The sequence below is a fragment of the Mesorhizobium escarrei genome (assembly GCF_935825525.1).
Classification (GTDB): domain Bacteria; phylum Pseudomonadota; class Alphaproteobacteria; order Rhizobiales; family Rhizobiaceae; genus Mesorhizobium; species Mesorhizobium escarrei.
On sequence record NZ_CAKXZT010000090.1, the window covers coordinates 13,011 to 31,477 of the forward strand.

The following is an 18,467-nucleotide window of genomic DNA, read 5'->3' on the forward strand; positions in this document are numbered from 1 at the left end:
AACCGCTGCGCGGCCTCGGGCCAGGCCCGAGGGCATGCTTTTGGGCGACGTGCTTTAGCGCCGTTCGAGGTCGGCAGGGATGAGCGAGCGGCCGCGAAGCCTCAGGGTGGCCCGGCGTCCGAGCTTGAGCGCCGGATAGATCAGGCGCGCCGCCGTCCTGTTTGAGAGAATCCTGCGGTTGAGCCAGCCGAAAAGCGTCGAAGAGGAACTGAGGATCGCCAGGAGATTGATAGCTTCCTCGCCGTGGTAGACGCGGTCCTCGAAAACGAAGAGCATGCCCTCGTTGAGGTCGAGGCCCTGGCGCTGAAACCCGACAACGCGCGGGTCGCCGGAGCGCGCGTCGAGCAACTCGACAGGACCGACCGCGTCGCGCAGCCGGGCAAAGCGGACATAGCTCTGGCAGAAGATGCAGTCGCCGTCATAGACGATGAGCGCCGTTTTGCCGGGTGGCTTCATTGCACCGTCGGATCCTGACTGTGCTCGATCGGTGCTTCTACGGAGCCATCGATCGCGCAATTGCCGTAGAACGCGCAGCCGGAGATGACGGGCAGGTTGCTGAAGGCGTCGAGGATGGCGACGAGCACCAGCCCGACAATGCCGAGCATCAACATTTTCTTGTAGGCGGACAAGTCGCGAAGCATCCTGGTCCTTTGCTGCTTGAATCGGACCTGGTCTATCCGACGTCAAACCCGATATTGTGCAGCGCAACAATGGGTGAAGATCGGCGGAAAATCAAGCGAAATGCTGAATTTCGCCGACTGTATGTGCCATTGCGTCGGCGGCAATTTCGATCGGCGATCCGGGATCTCCGAGCCAATTCGCACTTGCCACAAAGTATGATGCGATGCACAATCGCCATCGAAACCGAAGGACCGGGCCGGCCAATAGGCCGTATCCAGGAAACGCTGAAGTTGAACCTGCCCCTACGTGAGACCTGGCTGGATACCGCCAAGGGCTTGGGAATCACCCTCGTCGTCATGGCCCACGTCCTCGACCACAGCACCTGGCGATGGGCGCACCCGATTTACTTTGCGACATCGCTCTTCTTCATGCCGTTCTTCTTCATCATATCCGGCTACCTTTTTGCCGTCACGGAGAGGAAGGCGCTTTTCGGGAAGCGCGCCCAGGGCCTGCTCATCCCTTATGTGATGTTTCTTGGCGCGATCATGGCGAGCGTGCTCGTTGTGGACTTGTTGCGCGGCGACACCCCGGCGCCCTGGCAGATCAGGGAACTCATCACCGACGCCCTGCTGGGCGGACGGCACCTGACGCGCGAACTCGGCGTGTTCTGGTTCGTCACCTGCCTTGTCGCCACGCAACTTGTCTACAACGAGGTCGCGATCAGGACCAGCGGGCCGACCGATCCCGGCATGCTGATCTTCGTCGGCGCATCCGTCGGCCTCGCCTATTCAATCCAGACCTATTGGCAGGAGGTGCGCGCGCCGCTAGCTCTGACGAACGTGCCGCTCGCCATCGGCGCGTTCTGGTTCGGACATTTCCTGCGCGAACGCGGCATGAGCGCGCTGTGGTCGGCGGTGTTTGTCGTGGCGGTTGCCGGGGTCGCGCTCGCGGCGGCGCGGACGGGGTCCGACTTTACCTTCAGCATGAAGAACGCCATCTTCGGCCCCCCACTTCTCGGCCTGCTCGTTGCACTGGCGATCTCGACCTTTATCCTCGGCCTCATCCGCTTCATGGCGATGCCGAGCTTGCGCATCGCTCCGTTGGCGGAAATCGGCGCGGCCTCCCTGGTGATCATGTTCGTCCATCAGTTCGTTCATTTCACGCTGCGTGACTTCGGAATGTCTTCCGAGTTGGCGCTGATCGCCCTGTCGCTGGGACTTCCCTATCTGCTCTATCGCGGCCTGAGATCGTCCCGGATACTGTCTCCCTGGTTCATCGGAAGCGGAGACCTTTCGCTCAGCATCCAACTGATGAGGCGGAGCCTCGCCTTCCGGGCAGGCTGAGCACGAACGCGTCCGGGTGACGGCAGCAGCGGTTTCCTTCCGGATCGGAGACGTCCAGCGCCCGGCTTGTCTGCTTTACCGGCCCGTTTCGGGCGAGCGTGTCGGCATCCGAGTACGATTCCGGGCAGGACACCTTCCTGGCCCCCTGTTCCCGCGAGGGCGGCGGGCGTATTCTCGCGGTCCGACGGGGGAGAGATTGCGATGGCTGAGGCAACGCGCCACGACGCCTGGCAGGCCGGGGATAGCTACGACCTCTATATGGGGCGATGGAGCCGTCAGATCGCTCCACCCTTCCTGAATTGGCTCGATCCGCCGGAGGGCCTGGACTGGCTGGAGGTGGGTTGCGGAACCGGGGCGCTCTCGGCAGCCATCCTGGCGCGCCGCAACCCCAGGAGCCTGATGGCCATAGATCCATCTGAGGGTTTTCTCGCCAAGGCGCGTGCAAACGTGCCGGACAAGCGTGTCGAGTTTCTTGCAGGCGACGCGCAGGCCTTGGCAGTCGAATCGGGCAGCAAGGACATGGTCGTGTCGGCGCTTGTTCTCAACTTCGTGCCCGACAAGCAAAAGGCGCTTGCCGAGATGCGGCGAGTGGCCCGCCCTGGAGCGACGATTGGATTCTATGTGTGGGATTATCCTGGCGGCGGCGTGGAATTCATGCGGGCCTTCTGGACCGCTGCGACGGCGCTTGACCCCGGTGCCATCGACCTTACCGAGGACAGGCGTTTTCCATTTTGCACACAAGATGGACTGACCGATCTTGCGGAGAAGGCGGGCCTTGTTTCCATCGAGTCCACCAGGGTTGAGATGCCCGCTGTGTTCAAGGACTTTGAAGACTATTGGCATCCCTTCACCCTGGGTGCGGGGCCGGCGCCCGGCTATTGCATGAGTCTCGAACCCGCAGCTCGCCAGAGATTGATGGAGACGCTCCGCGACAGTCTGCCGCGCGGCGAGGGCGGGTCCATTCCCCTGAAAACGAGAGCCTGGGCAGTCAAGGCGAAGGTGGGCTGATGACTGGCATGCCATGTCGCGCCAGACCGGCAGGCCGCAAACTGTGCTGTTCGGCTAAGAGCTGTCCGGCGCAAAGTTCGGGTTGACCGGCCTTGTGCGCGAAGCGACTATTCGTCTGGATAGCCGAGATGCAGATTGCGCGAGGAGATTACGATGGACGAGCCCGATCGGTGGCGTCACATGTCGAGCGCGCCAAGGGATGGCAGCCGAATCCTTGTCACGGTTCGGCCGTCGGAACAGGGGCCGGCGGAAGTCGACCTGGCTTACTGGTCTCGAGCCGACCAGTTCGGCAGCGAAGGCTGGCGCGCTTCCGACTCGTCGCCCGGACGCGTGGTTGAATACGCCGAACCCGAGCTGAAATGCTGGATGCCGCTGCCGACAGCCAATCTGAGCAAGGGTTCAATGCCGAGCCCCTGGGACGAAGAAGATGTTCCGCTGCTCGATGGATCGGGGATATGAGGCTGAGCGGGAAGGGGAGCTTTTCACCGTAAGAAAGGCATTGGGATCGAGCCGAACCCCGCTGTCGTGCTCACCGACGCCAGAACGAGTTGGCGATCTCCGCCTCGACTTGCGCCAGCGTCAACCCAATGTCCTCAATCAGTTCGGGTGCATCTTTCGCACGCGCCCCAGTTTCCAGCGAAATCGAGCAAGCTTGTCCCAGGCGACAAAACTGATCATCGGCGCGGCTGGTCGATTTGACCGGCGGTCCATACCGCCGGATAGAAGTCCAATACGTTGGTCGGAACGTTGCTCAGACGCTCCGGTGGAAGGGACGCCAGAGCTGAAAAAGCCGTGCGCGATATACACTACCAGCCTGCCATAGGTTGATCGCGGTGGTCCGGAGATCAAATCCGCGGACCGTTGATGCCCGGCAGGCCCGCTGTTTCTCAAGATAGCGCGCGAGCGTAATATCGTGGCGTAACGGCCCGCCGCGCGGCTGCTCACTCTGACTGGGATCGTCATGCCAGGTGGGCCATTCGATCGGGCTCGGGCGTAGCACAGTGTCCTCCTGAGGTACTCGTGCCGACACTATCTCCCGCCGCCGTGAGAAACGCGTTGGAGCCAGCGTGAAGGATTCGTGAAAACGCCAGACCAAACAAAATGACGGTTGAAATAGGGGCAAGTACAGGAAAGGATCGCAAAGAAGTTGCGGCTGTGGCGGATCCGATGGCGCACCCTCATCTCTGTCTGCTAGGCGGTTTCGGCTTTGCCGGAGGCGCAGCGACGGCCCCGGCTTTCAGCCGCAAGGCGCGCGCCATGGTGGCCTATCTCGCCCTGCAATCCGGACACTCCCAGTCTCGCGAGAAGCTCGCCGCGCTTTTGTGGGGCGGCAATAGCGAGGCCCAGGCGCGGATGAACCTTCGACAGGCCCTATCCGCCATAAAGAAAGCGATGGACGCATCCGACGGCGGCAGGTTCCTGACGGACGGCGATAGCATCACTCTCAATCTCGATAATCTCGATTTCGATGTCGCGCGGTTCCAGGCGCTGGCCGCCAACTCGGCGCCTGAAGATCTCGAACAGGCGCTTGTCGTCTATCGCGGCGACCTGCTCGACGGCTTCGGCCTGAAGGAGGAGCCGTTCGAGGATTGGCTGCGGGTCGAGCGCGAGCGCCTGAGGGCGATGGCCGTCGCGGCACTGGACAAGCTCGTCGCGCATTACTGCACTACGAACGATCCTGCCTCATGCGTGCGCGCGGCAACGCGCCTGCTCGCCATGGAGCCGCTGAGGGAGGATATCCACCGCGCCCTGATGCGAGCCTATGCGGTCCAGGGCCGGCTCAATCTCGCGCTGAGGCAATATGAAAATTGCCGCGCTGCGCTGCAGCGGGAACTCAACCTGCAGCCCGAGCCGGAAACCCGACATCTCTATGAAGACCTGCGGACGCGGCGCATGACGCCGCAAGCCGCCTCCCGGATAGCCGCCTCGGCGTCGCCTTCCCAGACACCGCCACCGTCGCCAGCCCGAACCGGCGAGCGGCCTGCGTTCCGGGCCGAGCCGATGCGCCCCGCGACCCATTATGTCAAATCGGCCGGAGGCAACATAGCCTATCAGGTGACCGGCGATGGCCCGGTTGACATGATCTATGTGCCTGGATGGGTCTCCAACCTCGACTTTGCCTGGTCATCGCCGCGGCTGGCGCATGTGCTCCAGCGTCTCGGCTCCTTTTCCCGTCTGATCCGTATGGACAAGCGAGGGACCGGACTGTCCGATCGCAATGTCGGTCTCCCGACACTTGAAGAGCGTATGGAAGACGTGCGAGCCGTTTTGGATGCGGTTGGATCAAAGCGCACGGTTCTGTTCGGCAGCTCCGAAGGCGGACCCATGTGCATGCTGTTCGCGGCGACCTATCCCGAGCGGACAGCGGCCCTTGTGCTCAACGGAGCCTACGCCAGCGGCAGATGGTCGAAGGATTACCCTTGGGCGAAAACAAGCGAGCAGGTGGAAGAAGATCTGGCCGTCCTCGAGAGAGAGTGGGGAGAGCCGGCGGACATGAGCAATGCCGCCCCCAGCCTGATGAATGACAGTTTCGAGAGGGAATGGTTCGCCGCATATCTGAGAAATTCGGCCTCGCCTGCCGACGCGATCGCGCTCTGGCGCTGGGGCACCGAAATCGATGTTCACGCCCTTCTCCCGGCCATTCATGTCCCGACACTGATCGTGCAGACGGCGGGCGACCGCTGGGTAAAGCCGGAAGAGGGGCGCTATCTGGCAACGCATATCGAAGGCGCCAAATACATCGAGCTTGCCGGCCGTGATCACGTAATCTGGGGCGAGAATTCCGATCGCCTCGTCGACGAGATCCAGACCTTCGTTACCGGCGCCTTGCCGGCAGCGCCGGGCGAAGGGATTCTGGTGTCGGTGCTGTCCCTGGAGATAGCCGGCCCCCCTTCTGGTGTCGGCGCAGATCTGATCGAGCGATACGCCGAAGAGATCCGCGGCGAACTGCTCGCTGCCGAAGGCAGACAGATCAGGCGCTCCGCAAGCGGATTTTTCGCCGTGTTCCAACGGCCGACGCGGTCGATCCAGTGTGCGATCGCGATCCGTCATCGCCTGAGGCATTCCGGTCTCGATGTCCGCTCGGCAGTCCATACCGGCGAATGCCAGGAGCGCGGCGATGACTTCACTGGCATCGCGATCGAGCTGTCATCGCGGCTGCTCGATCACGCGCGGCCGGGCGAGATCATCGCGTCGCGGACGGTGCGCGATCTCGTAGTCGGCTCCGGCCTGATATTCGAAGAGCATGGCGAGCTGGAAGCGAGCGGGCTGCCCGGCAGCCTGCAGCTTTTTTCCGTTAGTAAACCCGGTGTCTGACGTTGGTCGACAAAAATCGCGGCGTGCAGGTTTCGGCAGTCGGGTAGCCAGCCGTTGCGAGGCTGGCTACCCTTACGCCATCCGCCTTCGCTGATCTGGGCGAGTCCGTCGCTCGTCAGAACAGGAACGCTGCCGTGGTGGGGTTCGGCCCGGTGCGACCGTCGGATGAATCCATGCCTCGGACAGTCTTGAGGTCTTCCGCGTCCAACTCGAAATCGAAGACATCGAAATTTGCGGCGATGCGGTTCTGGTGGATCGACTTTGGAATGACGATCAGCCCTTCCTGAAGGTGCCATCTGATGATCACCTGCGCCACGGATTTGCGATGCTTTCCCGCGATCTTTTCAAGGGTCGGGTCGCTCAACAGCCGGCCGCTGCCCAGCGGGCTCCAGCTTTCGATGCGGATGTTGTGCGTGCCATGAAATTCCCTGATGTGGCGCTGTTGAAACCGGGGATGGAGTTCGATCTGGTTGACTGAGGGCATGACTCCGGTCTCGCCGATGATCCGCTCCAGATGGTCCTGGTTGAAATTCGAAACCCCGATCGACCTGATCCGGCCGCCATTCCTGGGTTCGATCAGCGTCTTCCACGCCTCGACATATTTGCCCTGGCTGGGCACTGGCCAGTGGATCAGGAACAGGTCGATCATGATCGATGCCGAGCTTGTTCATCGTCTCGCCGAAAGCCCGGAGGGCGGTGTCACGCTGATGCGCGCCGTTGCGCAGCTTCGAGGTGATGAACAGCTCGCTTCTCGGCACGCCAGCCGTGCGGATCGCTCGCCCGACGCCTTCCTCGTTCTGGTAGCCTTCGGCGGTGTCGATCAACCTGTAGCCGGCCTCGATCCCCAACTCACCACCTGGCTCGTGATGGCTGGATCGACCTGCCACACGCCAAGGCCGATCTGGGGAATGGCTGAGCCATCATTCAATGTGATCTGTTCAGGCTTATTCAGGGTAATCTGTTCAGGCATGCTCAGGTCCTTCTGCATCGCTTCGCCCCAGCGCAGTGCTTGTCTAGGCTCGGTGTCCGCCAAGGCGAGTCGACAGGTGGAGAAAGTGGAAGTACGCCGTGAAGCCGGATGAGATCCGGTTCGAACCGGCCAGTAAATAGTTTCCAAACACGATTCCAGAGATCAATAAATTGGACCGGGGGATGGCACGCCAATCCGGATCGATCTCGAAAAGTCTGGCGAAAGGCCCGACGCCCGCGCACGGCCGTCAATGTGGGCTGCCTCCCTCAAAACCGACATCGGCAAGCTGACATCGAGTGCACCCCGTGCATACGCATATTCGGGAAGATAGCCGTTAACGATGAGGCGCCAGTCAAGGGGGACCACGTCACCGACGGCTCGCATCATCTTGACGATCGTGGTCGTGCAGTTCGTCGTGATGGAATTATAGAATTCTGGAGTCGTGGAAAGTGCATTTGCATCCAAGACGTATTCCAGCAGGAGCGCCCGGGCCGCTTCCGGTGACACTTTTAGCCGATAGATTTGGACATCCTCCCGGCGAACGTTTGACCTGACGCCGACGACGTCTCGCTCGTCAGCCGCAATAATGACCAGGGGATTGCTCTTGAACAGGTCTGCCATGGGAGAAAACTTGCCGCCTCCCTGGCGTCGCACCTCAATCGACCAGGCAAGATAGTCACCTCCTGCAAAGCCGAAGCTTATGATGACATGGGCGATTTTGGTCCCGGACCAATAAGACATGAAGAGGTCGACCGTCTGAAGGTTGGAGAGGTCGTAGGTCCGCGTTGTCCAGCGTTCGGTGAAATCAGTAGCGCTACGCCATTCGAAGTCGCGCACATCAGTCAGCGTCAACAGGTTCCCGTCGCGGGTGCCGGTCACCTGACGGGCGACGTCGGGCGCCCAGTCCGCGTGATCGAAAGGCCTGATGGTGCTCCACCAAACCAGAACCACAGCAAACGCAGCTGCAAACAGGACAAGCGCCCTGATGCGAAACCGGCTGAAGAGTGCGATGATAGTGGCGAGGCCGAACAAGATGAAAAGGACGCCGGCCAGAGCCCGTCCAAGCTCAGCCACAGGCAGGCGATACCACATGGCAAGTCCGGCCCAGGCAGTCAGGATTGCGACGGCTAGCGAAAGGATGATGGCAAGCGAGATCCGAGCGATGCGACGCATTTATCCCCTCTGGCGGTCTGCTCTCCAGCGGCCTGTCACTGCCTGGATGCCATTTCTCACCGGACGTTCGAAAAGCAACTCTACATGCCCATATTGGAGCACCAATCGGTCCGATACCACTTTGCGCTGATATCGATGACCCTGTCCGCCGCCTGGCTACGTCACCGAGCGATCACGGGTTCCATCCGCCGCTGCCGTACTGACGGGTAATGATTTCGAGAAGATGACCGTTCGGGTCCTCGAAATAAACGCCGCGGCCGCCGTCGTGGTGATTGATCTCGCCCGGCTGCGTCCGGCCAGGGTCAGCCCAGTACGGGAGATCCCGTTCACGAATCCTACCGAAGATCTCGTCGAACTCGGCTTCGCTGACCAGGAAGGCGTAATGCTGCGGCCTGATTTCGCCGCCAGTATCCATGTAGTCGAGGTTGGCACCGTTTTCGGTCGTGACCATCTGGAAAGGCCCCCAGCGCCTCGGGGCTGGAAGGCCAAGCATTTCCGCCAGGAACTTTGCCGACGCCGCGCTGTCGCGGGCCGGCAGTATTGTGTGGTTGAAATCGATAGCCATGCGACCACTCCCTTTTCTCCTCACACGTCGTTGTCCACGACTGAAGCGATGCTGCACGAGATGAGGCCATGATGCTCAAGCCGGCGTGGCAACATGCCCGATGACCTGCACAGGGTCAGCCTGATGAATACGGGCGATGATCATTTCGCCGCTGTCCGGCACCTCGCCGGTCAAGCCTGTGATGTTGACCTGATGCGTGACAAGCACCACAGGTCCGCCGAAACGCTGCCCGCGAAGCCAGGCCAGAAGAGCAGCGGTGCGCACCTCTGCGGCCGAGCTGTCGCCAAAGAACGAATTGAGCAGCTCAAGAGGCACGACGTCGCCGATCCCGAGCAGGCGAGCGGTGTCGAGGCAGCGACACCACTGGCTCGAATAGACGGCTGCCGACGAGATGCCATTCGCACGGAACAGGTCGCCGATCGCTCGGGACTGCGCACGACCTTCTTCCGACAGGTTGCGCTGGGTTCTGCAATCACCGAGCCTGAAGCCAGGCGGATCGCCGGAGCCAGGGGCCGCGGCATGGCGCAGCACGGCAATGGCTTCTCCGGATCGCAGGGCCGCCCAGAGTGGCTCGGAGGCGCGTGCCCTGCCGAAGGCAGCCGCCCCGAGCGACAGGATGAGAAATTGCCGACGTCCAATTCGCATCTTGCTTCTCACCTTTCCAATAGCGGCCTTGGCGAGCACCGGCAAACTACTGCAGCTCGCGAGCCTCGTCGAGCCATGCCGGGTCCCAGCGCTCGACGGGTTTGCCGTCCACGATCCGCCAACGAGCCGGTCCGACTTAGGCGTCCTCGCACTCGGGCGCCGTCGCGCTCTTAAGTCCAGGCACTCACAGGCATCATGCCGGACGCTGTCGAATGGGGAAGGCTTTTCGATAGAAGCCCGGTCATCCGGGGATGTCGGCCGAACCGGAACAATGGTATTCTGCGGGGAGCATTCGGGGAAGGCGACTGCATTGACCGAGAGCTTGGAAGCCGAAGAGGCGAGAGGTTGGTCGAATCTGCTGCTTGCGGCAGAAAGCGGCGATGCGGAGGCCGTTCGAGCGGAATTGGCGGCCGGCGCCAACATCAACGAGGCGGACGGCGGCGGCTGGTCAGCCCTTCATCTGGCAGCCCTCAATGCCCGCACGGCGGCCGTCGAGGCGTTGATCGAACATCCAGCAATCGATGTGAATACCAGAAACAAATGGAAAAGCACGCCTTTGAGCCTTGCTTCGGCCAGGGGCCACTACGCCTCTATTTTAGCCCTCGTGAAACATCCCGAAATAGAGATCAATGCAAGAGCCGACTACTACGGCAGAACGGCACTGATCGAAGCCGCAAAGAACGGGCATCTGGACGTCGTCAAGTTGCTTGTCGAGAATGGTGCCGACGTGAATCTGAGTGACAAGACCGGAAGAAACAACGCGCTTATCGAGGCTATCAAGGGACGGCACTACGAGGTCGCAGGATACCTGCTTGATTCCCGGAAAATGAACTTTCTCAACAAGGATAGGAGACTGAACGCCCTGATCTGGGCTGGAAGCTGCCATAACCCTCAGCTCATCGAAAAGCTGGAAGCCTCGATTCATACTTTCTTCGAAGGCAAGTGAAGGTCTCGTTTCCGGTTTCAGTTGCCATTTGTGGTTACTTGACGAAGAAACAGGTAATCCTCCAATCCGGAAGGCTCGTCAGCCCTTCGCGATAAGCGCGCTGCTACTCACGATGTCCGGGCAGGGCGCCGACCAGGCCGGCCTCATATGCTGCAAATGCTTTGGCGACGCCGGCAATGAAGTGTTCAATATCGCTCGCATGTTCGAACGCTATCCTGGATAGCGCAAACTCCAGTGGCGAATAGTCAGGCGCTATCCGCTTAACCTCTGCGATAATGCTCTGGGCTTCCTTGAGATCGCCAAGTTGCGCATGGCACGCCGCGAGCCTTGTCAGCCGCCAGGGTGTCTTCAATGGGAGCTTCGACATGCTAAGGAGCGCGGCCTTGTAGTCTCCTGAAGAGTAAAGCGCGATAGAGCGATCATAGTGGTACCAATCAGGATGGATCGGGTTGATCCGTATCGCACTGTCAAGCGCCGCGAGTGCTTCAAGAGGCCTGCCTCTCATCGTGAGCAAGTATCCCATTTGAGCAATCGTATCGGCGTCATTTGGATTGAGGTCGAGCGCGCGTTGAAGGTGATGTTCGGCCGCTTCGAACCGACGGGCTGAGAGGAAAGCCAGGGCGAGTACGCGATGGCAGCGTGGCTCTTCCGGCGCCAAGGTCACCGCACACTCTGCCCGGTCGATCACTGAACCAAGCAACGCTGGGGATGCCTCAGCATAGCCACCGATAATGAGATCGGCGAGCGCGATGTAGGAATGCGCCAAGGCATAGGTCGGGTCCTTCTCGACCGCCGCCTGGAAAAGACTGCGCGCAGCCTCATTGTCGTCATCACCATAGCCGCGCAGCCGGGCCAGTCCACGCAGGAGAAGTTCGTATGCGGCCAAGCTGTCCGTAGGCTTTGGGGTTGCTTGTTTAATCCCTGCATCGTCGAGCCGAGCGACCAGCCGGTTCACCACACGGCGAGCGATTTCTTCCTGCATATCGAAGATCTGGCCGCCAGACGCAGAAAAATTATCGCTCCAGAGAACTCCACCCGTCGAGGCGGTAATGAGGCTGACGGTGACCCGCATGCCGTCTGCGCGAGTCGTCGCCCTGCCACGGACCAAATAGGTTGCGCCAAGGCTGTCGCCAATGGCACGCCAATCGGAAGCGGAATCCGAGACAAATGCAAATCCGGAATTGCGCGCCAGCACAATGACCGTTCCAAAGCGAGCCAACGCATTGACAATGTCCTCGGCGAAGCCGTCAACCAGAGGGGTGTCTTCCGGCGCACCTTCATTGCTGAAGCGCAGTACCGCAACGCTCGGCTGTCCAGAGCGCTCTGGCTTTGGCGCATCGAGAAGAGAGAGGACGTAGCCGCGTTTGGCGACCGTGCGGATAATGGTTTGGCTTTCGTCCTGCAGCGCCTTTCGCAACTCCCTGACGGCTTGCGTCAGTGAGTCCTCGGTCACGAAGACATCAGGCCACACCGCTGATATCAGTTCTGATTTGGTCGCGACACGTCCAACATTCCTGCTGAGATAGGTTAACAGATCAAACGCCTTGGAGCGGAGGGCAACAGGTTTCCCGTCGCGGAGAAGGAGGCCGCGCGCAAGATCAAGCTCGCAACTGCCAAGTGCCAGAAGGTGCTCTGGATTTTCTTGCGACATCGATTGCCGACCTGATCAGCCTGACTAGACGCTGCCTGATTGGGGTCTCAATTCGCTCAGACGTCAAGGGATCAAAGGAATTTGATTCGCTTTCACTTTGGCTGGAAGCCATCCGCCTCTCCATGGCGATGATCTCGAGCATTTCGAACATCGTTCCAGGCATGGGCGCACAAGGCGACGCAGCCATAACGCAAGATACATATTCGAGGAGTTCTTGCCGGGCGGCTTGGCGCATGTTCTCATTCAGTGACATGGTCGACCTCATCCGGTTCTTTCTTTCTTGAAAACAATGAAGCCAAAGAACGGGCGCGTACCGGAAGATTTCTGAAATTCTGCTGAATCTGAGCAGGGTTTTCCCACAATCATTCAACCAATCGGTTGACAATTCGAAAGCGTGTCTCTATGTTCAACTACATGGTTGAATTAGAGACACCCCAGATCGACGCGGTTTTTCACGCGCTTGGCGACGCCACCCGCCGGCACATGCTTCGCGACCTCGCCGGCGGCGAGCGAACGGTAAGCCAGCTGGCGGAACCGTTCGCCATGTCATTGGCGGCCGCCTCCAAGCACATCAAGGCGCTGGAGAATGCAGGGCTTATTCGTCGCGAGGTGAGGGGCCGCACGCATCTCTGCCGCCTCGAACCCGGACCGCTGGCCAGCGCCCACCAATGGCTCGGCTTCTACGAGCGCTTCTGGACCAGCCGTCTCGACGTCCTCGAGCGTCTGCTTCGCGAGAAGGACGCACGCAAAGCCCCGGGCGATTCCAGGTCCCAGGATGATTCCAGGAAACCGCCCACCTCAAAAGAAGGAGACGACCAATGAACCAGATGAAAGCCATCGAAGCCTATGGCGAAATGACCGAGCCCGCGACGTTCACCATCCAGCGGCTTTTGCCCGGCCCCATCGAGCGGGTCTGGGCCTATCTCACCGAGAGTGACCTGCGCCGGCAGTGGATGGCTGCGGGCCAGATGGAAATGAAGGCCGGCACCTCGTTCGAGTTCGTCTGGCGTAACGACGAGCTGACCGATCCGCCCGGCCAGCGCCCCGCGGGCTTTCCCGAAGAGCATCGGATGGAGGGGCGGATCACCGAGCTCGATCAACCTTACAAGCTCGCCATCACCTGGGGAAACACCGGCGGGGTTTCCTTCTTGCTGGAGCCGAAGGGCAATGATGTGCTGCTCACCGTCATCCATCGCCGGCTGCCGGAACGCGCAATCCAGCTCAACGTCACCGCCGGCTGGCACATGCACCTCGACATGCTGGCCGCCCGCCTCGCCGGCAAGACGCCGACCTCGTTCTGGGACGGCTGGAGCCGCCTGCGGGAAGAGTACGACCGCCGCCTGCCGGCCTGACACGATCGCGTCGGCTGAAGTCACCGCCCAGCCTCCACCGGCATTCGCCCATGGAGGCTCGCACACCAGCAACGATGAAACGATGAAACGTGCTTGCATTGGGCAAGCCTGATGGAGGAAGTCATGCGCAAATTGATCGCCGGAATGAAGATTTCCGTCGACGGCAAGATGGAGGCGCCCGAGGGTTATGCCGCTTGGATCGACGCGTGGTCGGAGGACTATGGGCTGACGCCGCAAATCGATGCCTGCCTGCTCGGGAGCGTCATGTACGCCGGCTACGAGCGCTACTGGAGCGCGATCCAGAACGAGCCGGACCAGCCGCTGCCGATGACCGGCAAATTGCCGACGCCTGCCGAGCTCGAATGGGCCCGCTTTGCCGAACAGACGCCGCATTATGTGCTGTCGAACACGATGACTTCGGCGCTTTGGCCAAAGACGCGCTTCGTGCGGAGCCTCGAAGACATCGCTGGCCTCAAGCAGCAGCCCGGCAAGGACATCTATCTCATGGGCGGTGCGCGAATGACCGCGAGCCTAATCGATGCCGGGCTGGTGGATGAACTGCGGCTGATCGTCTACCCGCTGCTCGTCGGCGAAGGGAAGGCGCTGTTCGGAGCAACGCAAAATCGTCGCGGGCTCGAACTGCGGAAGGTTCAGCAGCTCACGGATGGGCGCGTGAGCCTGACCTATGGGATTGGCTAACTTAGCCGGTCTTCGCAGACTTCGCAGCGCTGCCCGGCTGAATTTTTTTCCTGAAAGGCACTTCGCAGGTCAGAGGGAGACCGATAGCCCACCGTCAACGGCCAGTACATGTCCGTTGACGTAGGCGGCAGCGTCGGACGCGAGAAACACCACGGCTCCACCGAGCTCCTCAGGCTGGGCCCAGCGGCCCGCCGGGGTTCGTGTCTCGACCCATTTGGTGAAGGCCTCATCGCTTATAAGTGCGGTATTGAGTTCGGTGGCGAAATAGCCGGGGGCGATCGCGTTGACGGTGATGCCGTGACGGCCCAGTTCAGCGGCGGTGGAGCGTGTCAGCCCGTGCAGGCCCGCCTTTGCCGCCACGTAGGCGTGAATAGTGGGACGGCCAAGGATCGCCGCAACCGATCCGGTGTTTATTATGCGCCCGAACTTGTTTGGCAGCATCAGGCGCACCGCGTCGCGCATCATGCGGAAGCAAGCCGAAAGATTGACCGCAATCACATGGTCGAAATCCTCGTCCTGCCATTCGACCAACGGACTTCGATGCTGGATGCCTGCGTTGTTGACTAGAATATCGAGGCGGCCGTGGCGTTCGACAACCCCTTCGAGCGACGCCCTCGAGATCGCCGCTTCGTTGACATCGAACGGCAGCGCTTCGGCACCGATCCTTTCGGCCGCCGCCGACAGCGCGGCCGGATCGCGGGCATTGACGATCACCGTCGCGCCGTTTTCCGCAAGCGCCTTGGCCATGGCGAAGCCGAGACCGCGCGAAGCGCCGGTGACCAGCGCGACACGGCCGTTGAGCGAGAACAATTCCGACATTGATATCCCCTGGGAAAAGGGCGGGAGTTTCCTCCCGCCCAACGGCGCTGTTTGGAGCGCTATTTGGCGATGCAGGTATCCGCTGTCTCCGGGGTGCAAATGTCAAGGCCGGTATAGGTCGGGTCGGCCGGCGGTGCCTTGCCGTCCTTCATGTCCTTCAGCGCCATCATCGTCTTGTAGCCCATTTCGAACGGCCGCTGGCCGACCTGGCCAAGCGAGAACCCTTCCTTCATCTGGTCGATCTGCACGGGAAGCGTGTCGGCGACGACCAGCGCCAAGGCCTTCGAGGCGATCTTGTCCTTGTACGGCGCGACCGCGGCGCGATTGGCATCGGGGATGAACTGCGGGAAGCCGCCGGTTGGGATGAACGCATCGAGGTTCGGGTTTTTCGCCATGATGTCCTCGAACTGCTGCACCGAGCGCGGGAAGTCGTCGTCGGTGTAGAGTGGGCAGCCCTCGATTTCGGTCCAGCCGTTCTGTCCGGTTAGGCGATCGCCGGGTGAGGCAGCCGATTTGGTCCCCGAAAGCGTGTCGCGAATGCCCTGCATGCGCTCATTGTGGTTGGCCGCCGCCGCGCCGCCCGACTGGATGCAGATCGTGCCGCCTTTGGGCTTGATCTGCATGGCGAGCTTGGCGAGGTTCGTACCGATCTCATAATTGTGCGTGCCGATATAGGCGACGCGCAGATCCTTGTTCTCGGGCAGCAGATCGGAGTCCCAGGTGAGGACCGGAATACCGGCGTCCTTGGCGGCCTGCAGCGCAACCGCCATCGCCGCAGCGTTCGATGGCGACACGGCGATGCCGTCCACCCTCTTGGCCACGAGATCCTGCACGATCTGTACCTGCTCGTCGCCACCGCCGTGCTCGCCGGGGCCAATATACATGCACTCCAGGGCACCATTCGATTCGGCTTCGGCCTTCTTGCAGCCGTCGCGTGCCTGATCGAAGAAAGGATTGTTCATATTCTTCGGCACCAGGGCGAAGGTGTATTTCGCGTCGGCACCGGAAACGGCGAGCACCATGGCGCCAAGCGTGACAGCCGCCGTCAGCAGATGTTTTTTCATGTGAAGTTCTCCTCCTTGCTGTGATGTCCCGCAGGGCCTCCCGCCGGCGGGTTTCTAGCGGTGCTTTTTGGGCATCAGGACTGCCAGCGACGCGGCGAGGATCGACTTGCCGCCGGTTTGCATGCCCAAAAGAACCGCAAGAACGATGAAGGCGCCGACGAAGGCACCCTGCCAGTTTGAATCGATGCCGGCCATCAGCAGCGCATTCCTGATCACTTCGAGGAACGCCGAACCGATGACCGCACCGAAGGCCGTGCCGGCGCCGCCCATGAGGCTGGCGCCGCCAATGACTGTCGCCGCAATGACGCGCAGCTCATAGCCTTGGCCCATGGCATTGATGGCCGAGCCGTTGTATCCGAGCAGCAGGAGCGAGGCGATCGAGGCGGTGAAGGCCGAGAAAACGTAGGCCTGGAATTTAATCCAGTCGACCGGAACGCCGGTGAGCCGCGCCGCCTCCTCATTGCCGCCGATGGCGAATAGATGCCGGGCCCAGGCAGTGAAATTGAACACGAAGCCGACAATCAGCGCCAGGACCACCATGGTCCAGAATTGCGACGACAGTTCTGGTATCCAGTGCGGCGCCCAGTCCTCGGGTCCATGCCGCGGCCATTTCGCCTGGCCGATCGCCTTCACGATCGGAGCATCGGGCCCGAACTGGTAAAGCATCTGGTTGGCCGAGAATACCACTGCCAGCGAGCGGGCGACGGACAGCATGCCGAGGGTGACCACAAAGGACGGCATTCCGACATAGGCGACAAAAAATCCGTTGACCGCGCCGCAGGCCAGGCCGGAAAAGAGGCCCATGGCGAAGGCGATGTACCAGGGATAATGCCAGGTGAGGAACAGGCCGGCGACGATGACCACGAGGCCCATGATCGAGCCGACCGACAGATCGATGCCACCGGTGATGATGACGACCGTCATGCCGAGCGCCATGATGCCAAAAGGCGCGAAATTGCGCGTCACATTGGCGACGTTTTCGGAGGTGCCGAAGCTCGGCTCCATCGCCGTCATCAAGATGACCAGCGCGATCAGCGCGATCGTCACCCAGAACGGCTGACTTGAAATCACGCGTTGGAAAGCTGTCTGTTCCTTGGTCGGGACGAAGTCCGACATGGCCGGCTGGCCGGCTCTCTCGGCTGACTCCTGAGCGCCAATCGACTCCTGAACACTATTCGCCACGGATGGCCCCCGTTATCAGTCCTGTTATTTCCTCGGGCGATGTGTTGCCGGTGTCCTTGTCGGCAACCTTCGAACCCCGCCTGAGCACGATGATGCGATCCGCGACGGCAAAAACGTCAGGCATGCGGTGGCTGATCAGCATGACGCCGACGCCTTGCGCCTTGAGGCGCCGGATCAATTCGAGCACTTCGGCCACCTGGCGCACCGAGATGGCGGCGGTCGGCTCGTCCATCAACACCAGCTTGGCGTTTGAAAGTCGGGTTCGCGCAATGGCTACCGCCTGGCGCTGCCCACCGGACATCTTCTTGACCAGGTCGCGCGGCCTGGTTTCCGATTTGAGTTCCCTGAACAGCGCTGCCGAGCGGTCGATCATCGCCTGCTTGTCAAGCACCCTGATCGGCCAGAAACCTTTCTTGATCTCGCGGCCGAGGAAGACGTTCTGCGCGGCCGTCAGATTATCGGCGAGCGCCAGGTCCTGATAAACGACTTCGATCCCCTTGGCGCGGGCCTGGACGGGTTTGTGGAAATGGCAAACCTCGCCGTCCACGACAATTTCGCCGTCGCTTGGCGGGAAGTTGCCAGCCACGGTCTTGACCACGGTGGACTTGCCGGCGCCGTTGTCCCCCATCAGACCCACAACCTCGCCTCGCTCCACCTGGAAGCTGACGTCGCTCAGGGCCTGAATGGCCCCGAAATTCTTGGAAACGTGGCGAACCTCAAGCACCGGCATCGCGGTCCTCCCCGGACAACATTTGCCAATCTTGTCCCGGACTTATACAAGACAGCTAATCAGCGAAATGTATTCGACACAATCCTTATTCGAAGGAGCCCCCTTATTCGAAGAAGACGGGTATCCATTGTTAGAGGGGGCAGGTGGACCGGAGCAGATCGCCACTGCGCCGGCTTCGATTGGGGACGAGGCTCGGTTCTATTCAAGGTCAACAGCAGAGACGTCTTCTTGACCGACCGGCTTTTGAGGAGGCGAAGGATCTGGAATCGGGTCCAGGCCGATGAAGAACATGTTCCAAGCGGCCACATTAAACACCGGCTCCGGCGGGGTAGGCGGATTTCGGCGCCGAAGCGATGATGGCCCACCAGGACGAAAGGAACTTGC

18 protein-coding genes and 1 pseudogene are annotated in these 18,467 nt (G+C 61.1%); 8 read left to right on the plus strand and 11 right to left on the minus strand.

Translation table 11 applies throughout. From position 1 onward, the window contains the following. Positions 1-54 precede the first annotated feature (54 nt). Positions 55-456: a DCC1-like thiol-disulfide oxidoreductase family protein gene (locus NMG80_RS05790; protein WP_254017256.1), complete on the minus strand. Its 402-nt coding sequence runs from the start codon at positions 454-456 to the stop codon at positions 55-57. Further along, the gene (locus NMG80_RS05795) at positions 453-605 is read right to left on the minus strand and encodes a hypothetical protein (protein ID WP_254017257.1); all 153 of its coding nucleotides are present in this window, start codon (positions 603-605) and stop codon (positions 453-455) included. The genes NMG80_RS05790 and NMG80_RS05795 overlap by 4 nt, the downstream gene beginning before the upstream one ends. A gap of 306 nt (positions 606-911) precedes the next feature. On the opposite strand from NMG80_RS05795, the gene NMG80_RS05800 reads away from it, so the two are divergent. The 4 genes from NMG80_RS05800 (at position 912) to NMG80_RS05815 (ending at position 6,287) form a co-directional block, all read left to right on the plus strand. After that, positions 912-1,964 (plus strand): acyltransferase family protein, encoded by a 1,053-nt coding sequence (locus NMG80_RS05800; protein ID WP_254017258.1) that lies wholly within the window; start codon positions 912-914, stop codon positions 1,962-1,964. Positions 1,965-2,165: 201 nt separating this feature from the next. Beyond that, a complete protein-coding gene (locus tag NMG80_RS05805) occupies positions 2,166-2,972 on the plus strand; it encodes a class I SAM-dependent methyltransferase (protein WP_254017259.1) in 807 nt (268 codons plus the stop codon). 153 nt (positions 2,973-3,125) lie between these two features. Beyond that, on the plus strand, positions 3,126-3,431 hold the full coding sequence (locus NMG80_RS05810; RefSeq protein ID WP_095496525.1) for a hypothetical protein: 306 nt from the start codon (positions 3,126-3,128) through the stop codon (positions 3,429-3,431). Between the two features lie 708 nt (positions 3,432-4,139). Next, positions 4,140-6,287: an alpha/beta fold hydrolase gene (locus NMG80_RS05815; RefSeq protein WP_254017260.1), complete on the plus strand. Its 2,148-nt coding sequence runs from the start codon at positions 4,140-4,142 to the stop codon at positions 6,285-6,287. Positions 6,288-6,402: 115 nt separating this feature from the next. Here the strand turns inward: NMG80_RS05815 and NMG80_RS05820 are convergent. From NMG80_RS05820 to NMG80_RS05835, 4 genes and pseudogenes are all read right to left on the minus strand, one after another. Next, positions 6,403-7,257 (minus strand): annotated as a pseudogene (locus NMG80_RS05820) (aldo/keto reductase). 162 nt (positions 7,258-7,419) lie between these two features. Continuing rightward, entirely contained in the window at positions 7,420-8,430 is a 1,011-nt protein-coding gene (locus NMG80_RS05825) for an Lnb N-terminal periplasmic domain-containing protein (protein WP_254017261.1), read from the minus strand. Between the two features lie 172 nt (positions 8,431-8,602). Continuing rightward, positions 8,603-8,995 carry a VOC family protein gene (locus NMG80_RS05830; RefSeq protein ID WP_254017262.1) on the minus strand — a complete coding sequence of 131 codons (393 nt, stop codon included), beginning with the start codon at positions 8,993-8,995 and terminating at the stop codon, positions 8,603-8,605. A gap of 75 nt (positions 8,996-9,070) precedes the next feature. Further along, on the minus strand, positions 9,071-9,640 hold the full coding sequence (locus tag NMG80_RS05835; RefSeq protein ID WP_254017263.1) for a histidine phosphatase family protein: 570 nt from the start codon (positions 9,638-9,640) through the stop codon (positions 9,071-9,073). Between the two features lie 310 nt (positions 9,641-9,950). Here NMG80_RS05835 and NMG80_RS05840 point away from each other — a divergent pair, with 310 nt between their 5' ends. Then, complete coding sequence (locus tag NMG80_RS05840) at positions 9,951-10,586, plus strand: ankyrin repeat domain-containing protein (RefSeq protein ID WP_254017264.1); 636 nt, start codon at positions 9,951-9,953, stop codon at positions 10,584-10,586. Positions 10,587-10,689: 103 nt separating this feature from the next. On the opposite strand, the gene NMG80_RS05845 is transcribed toward NMG80_RS05840, so the two are convergent. Further along, the gene (locus NMG80_RS05845; protein WP_254017265.1) at positions 10,690-12,237 is read right to left on the minus strand and encodes a winged helix-turn-helix domain-containing tetratricopeptide repeat protein; all 1,548 of its coding nucleotides are present in this window, start codon (positions 12,235-12,237) and stop codon (positions 10,690-10,692) included. Between the two features lie 414 nt (positions 12,238-12,651). On the opposite strand from NMG80_RS05845, the gene NMG80_RS05850 reads away from it, so the two are divergent. The 3 genes from NMG80_RS05850 to NMG80_RS05860 all read left to right on the plus strand — a co-directional run bounded on the left by NMG80_RS05850 (position 12,652) and on the right by NMG80_RS05860 (position 14,288). Continuing rightward, complete coding sequence (locus NMG80_RS05850) at positions 12,652-13,059, plus strand: ArsR/SmtB family transcription factor (RefSeq protein WP_254017266.1); 408 nt, start codon at positions 12,652-12,654, stop codon at positions 13,057-13,059. Continuing rightward, on the plus strand, positions 13,056-13,589 hold the full coding sequence (locus tag NMG80_RS05855) for an SRPBCC family protein (RefSeq protein WP_254017267.1): 534 nt from the start codon (positions 13,056-13,058) through the stop codon (positions 13,587-13,589). Before NMG80_RS05850 ends, NMG80_RS05855 begins: the two co-directional genes overlap by 4 nt. Before the next feature lie 123 nt (positions 13,590-13,712). Further along, positions 13,713-14,288, plus strand: coding sequence for a dihydrofolate reductase family protein (locus NMG80_RS05860; protein ID WP_254017268.1), 576 nt, complete (start codon positions 13,713-13,715; stop codon positions 14,286-14,288). A 69-nt stretch (positions 14,289-14,357) separates the two neighbouring features. On the opposite strand, the gene NMG80_RS05865 is transcribed toward NMG80_RS05860, so the two are convergent. From NMG80_RS05865 to NMG80_RS05880, 4 genes are read right to left on the minus strand one after another with little or no spacing between them, the layout of a single operon-like run. Beyond that, positions 14,358-15,107 (minus strand): glucose 1-dehydrogenase, encoded by a 750-nt coding sequence (locus NMG80_RS05865; RefSeq protein ID WP_254017269.1) that lies wholly within the window; start codon positions 15,105-15,107, stop codon positions 14,358-14,360. A gap of 59 nt (positions 15,108-15,166) precedes the next feature. After that, on the minus strand, positions 15,167-16,171 hold the full coding sequence (locus NMG80_RS05870) for a sugar-binding protein (protein WP_254017270.1): 1,005 nt from the start codon (positions 16,169-16,171) through the stop codon (positions 15,167-15,169). A 54-nt stretch (positions 16,172-16,225) separates the two neighbouring features. Then, the gene (locus tag NMG80_RS05875; RefSeq protein ID WP_254017271.1) at positions 16,226-17,287 is read right to left on the minus strand and encodes an ABC transporter permease; all 1,062 of its coding nucleotides are present in this window, start codon (positions 17,285-17,287) and stop codon (positions 16,226-16,228) included. A gap of 55 nt (positions 17,288-17,342) precedes the next feature. Next, positions 17,343-18,083 (minus strand): ATP-binding cassette domain-containing protein, encoded by a 741-nt coding sequence (locus tag NMG80_RS05880; RefSeq protein WP_023799117.1) that lies wholly within the window; start codon positions 18,081-18,083, stop codon positions 17,343-17,345. Positions 18,084-18,467: the final 384 nt, after the last annotated feature.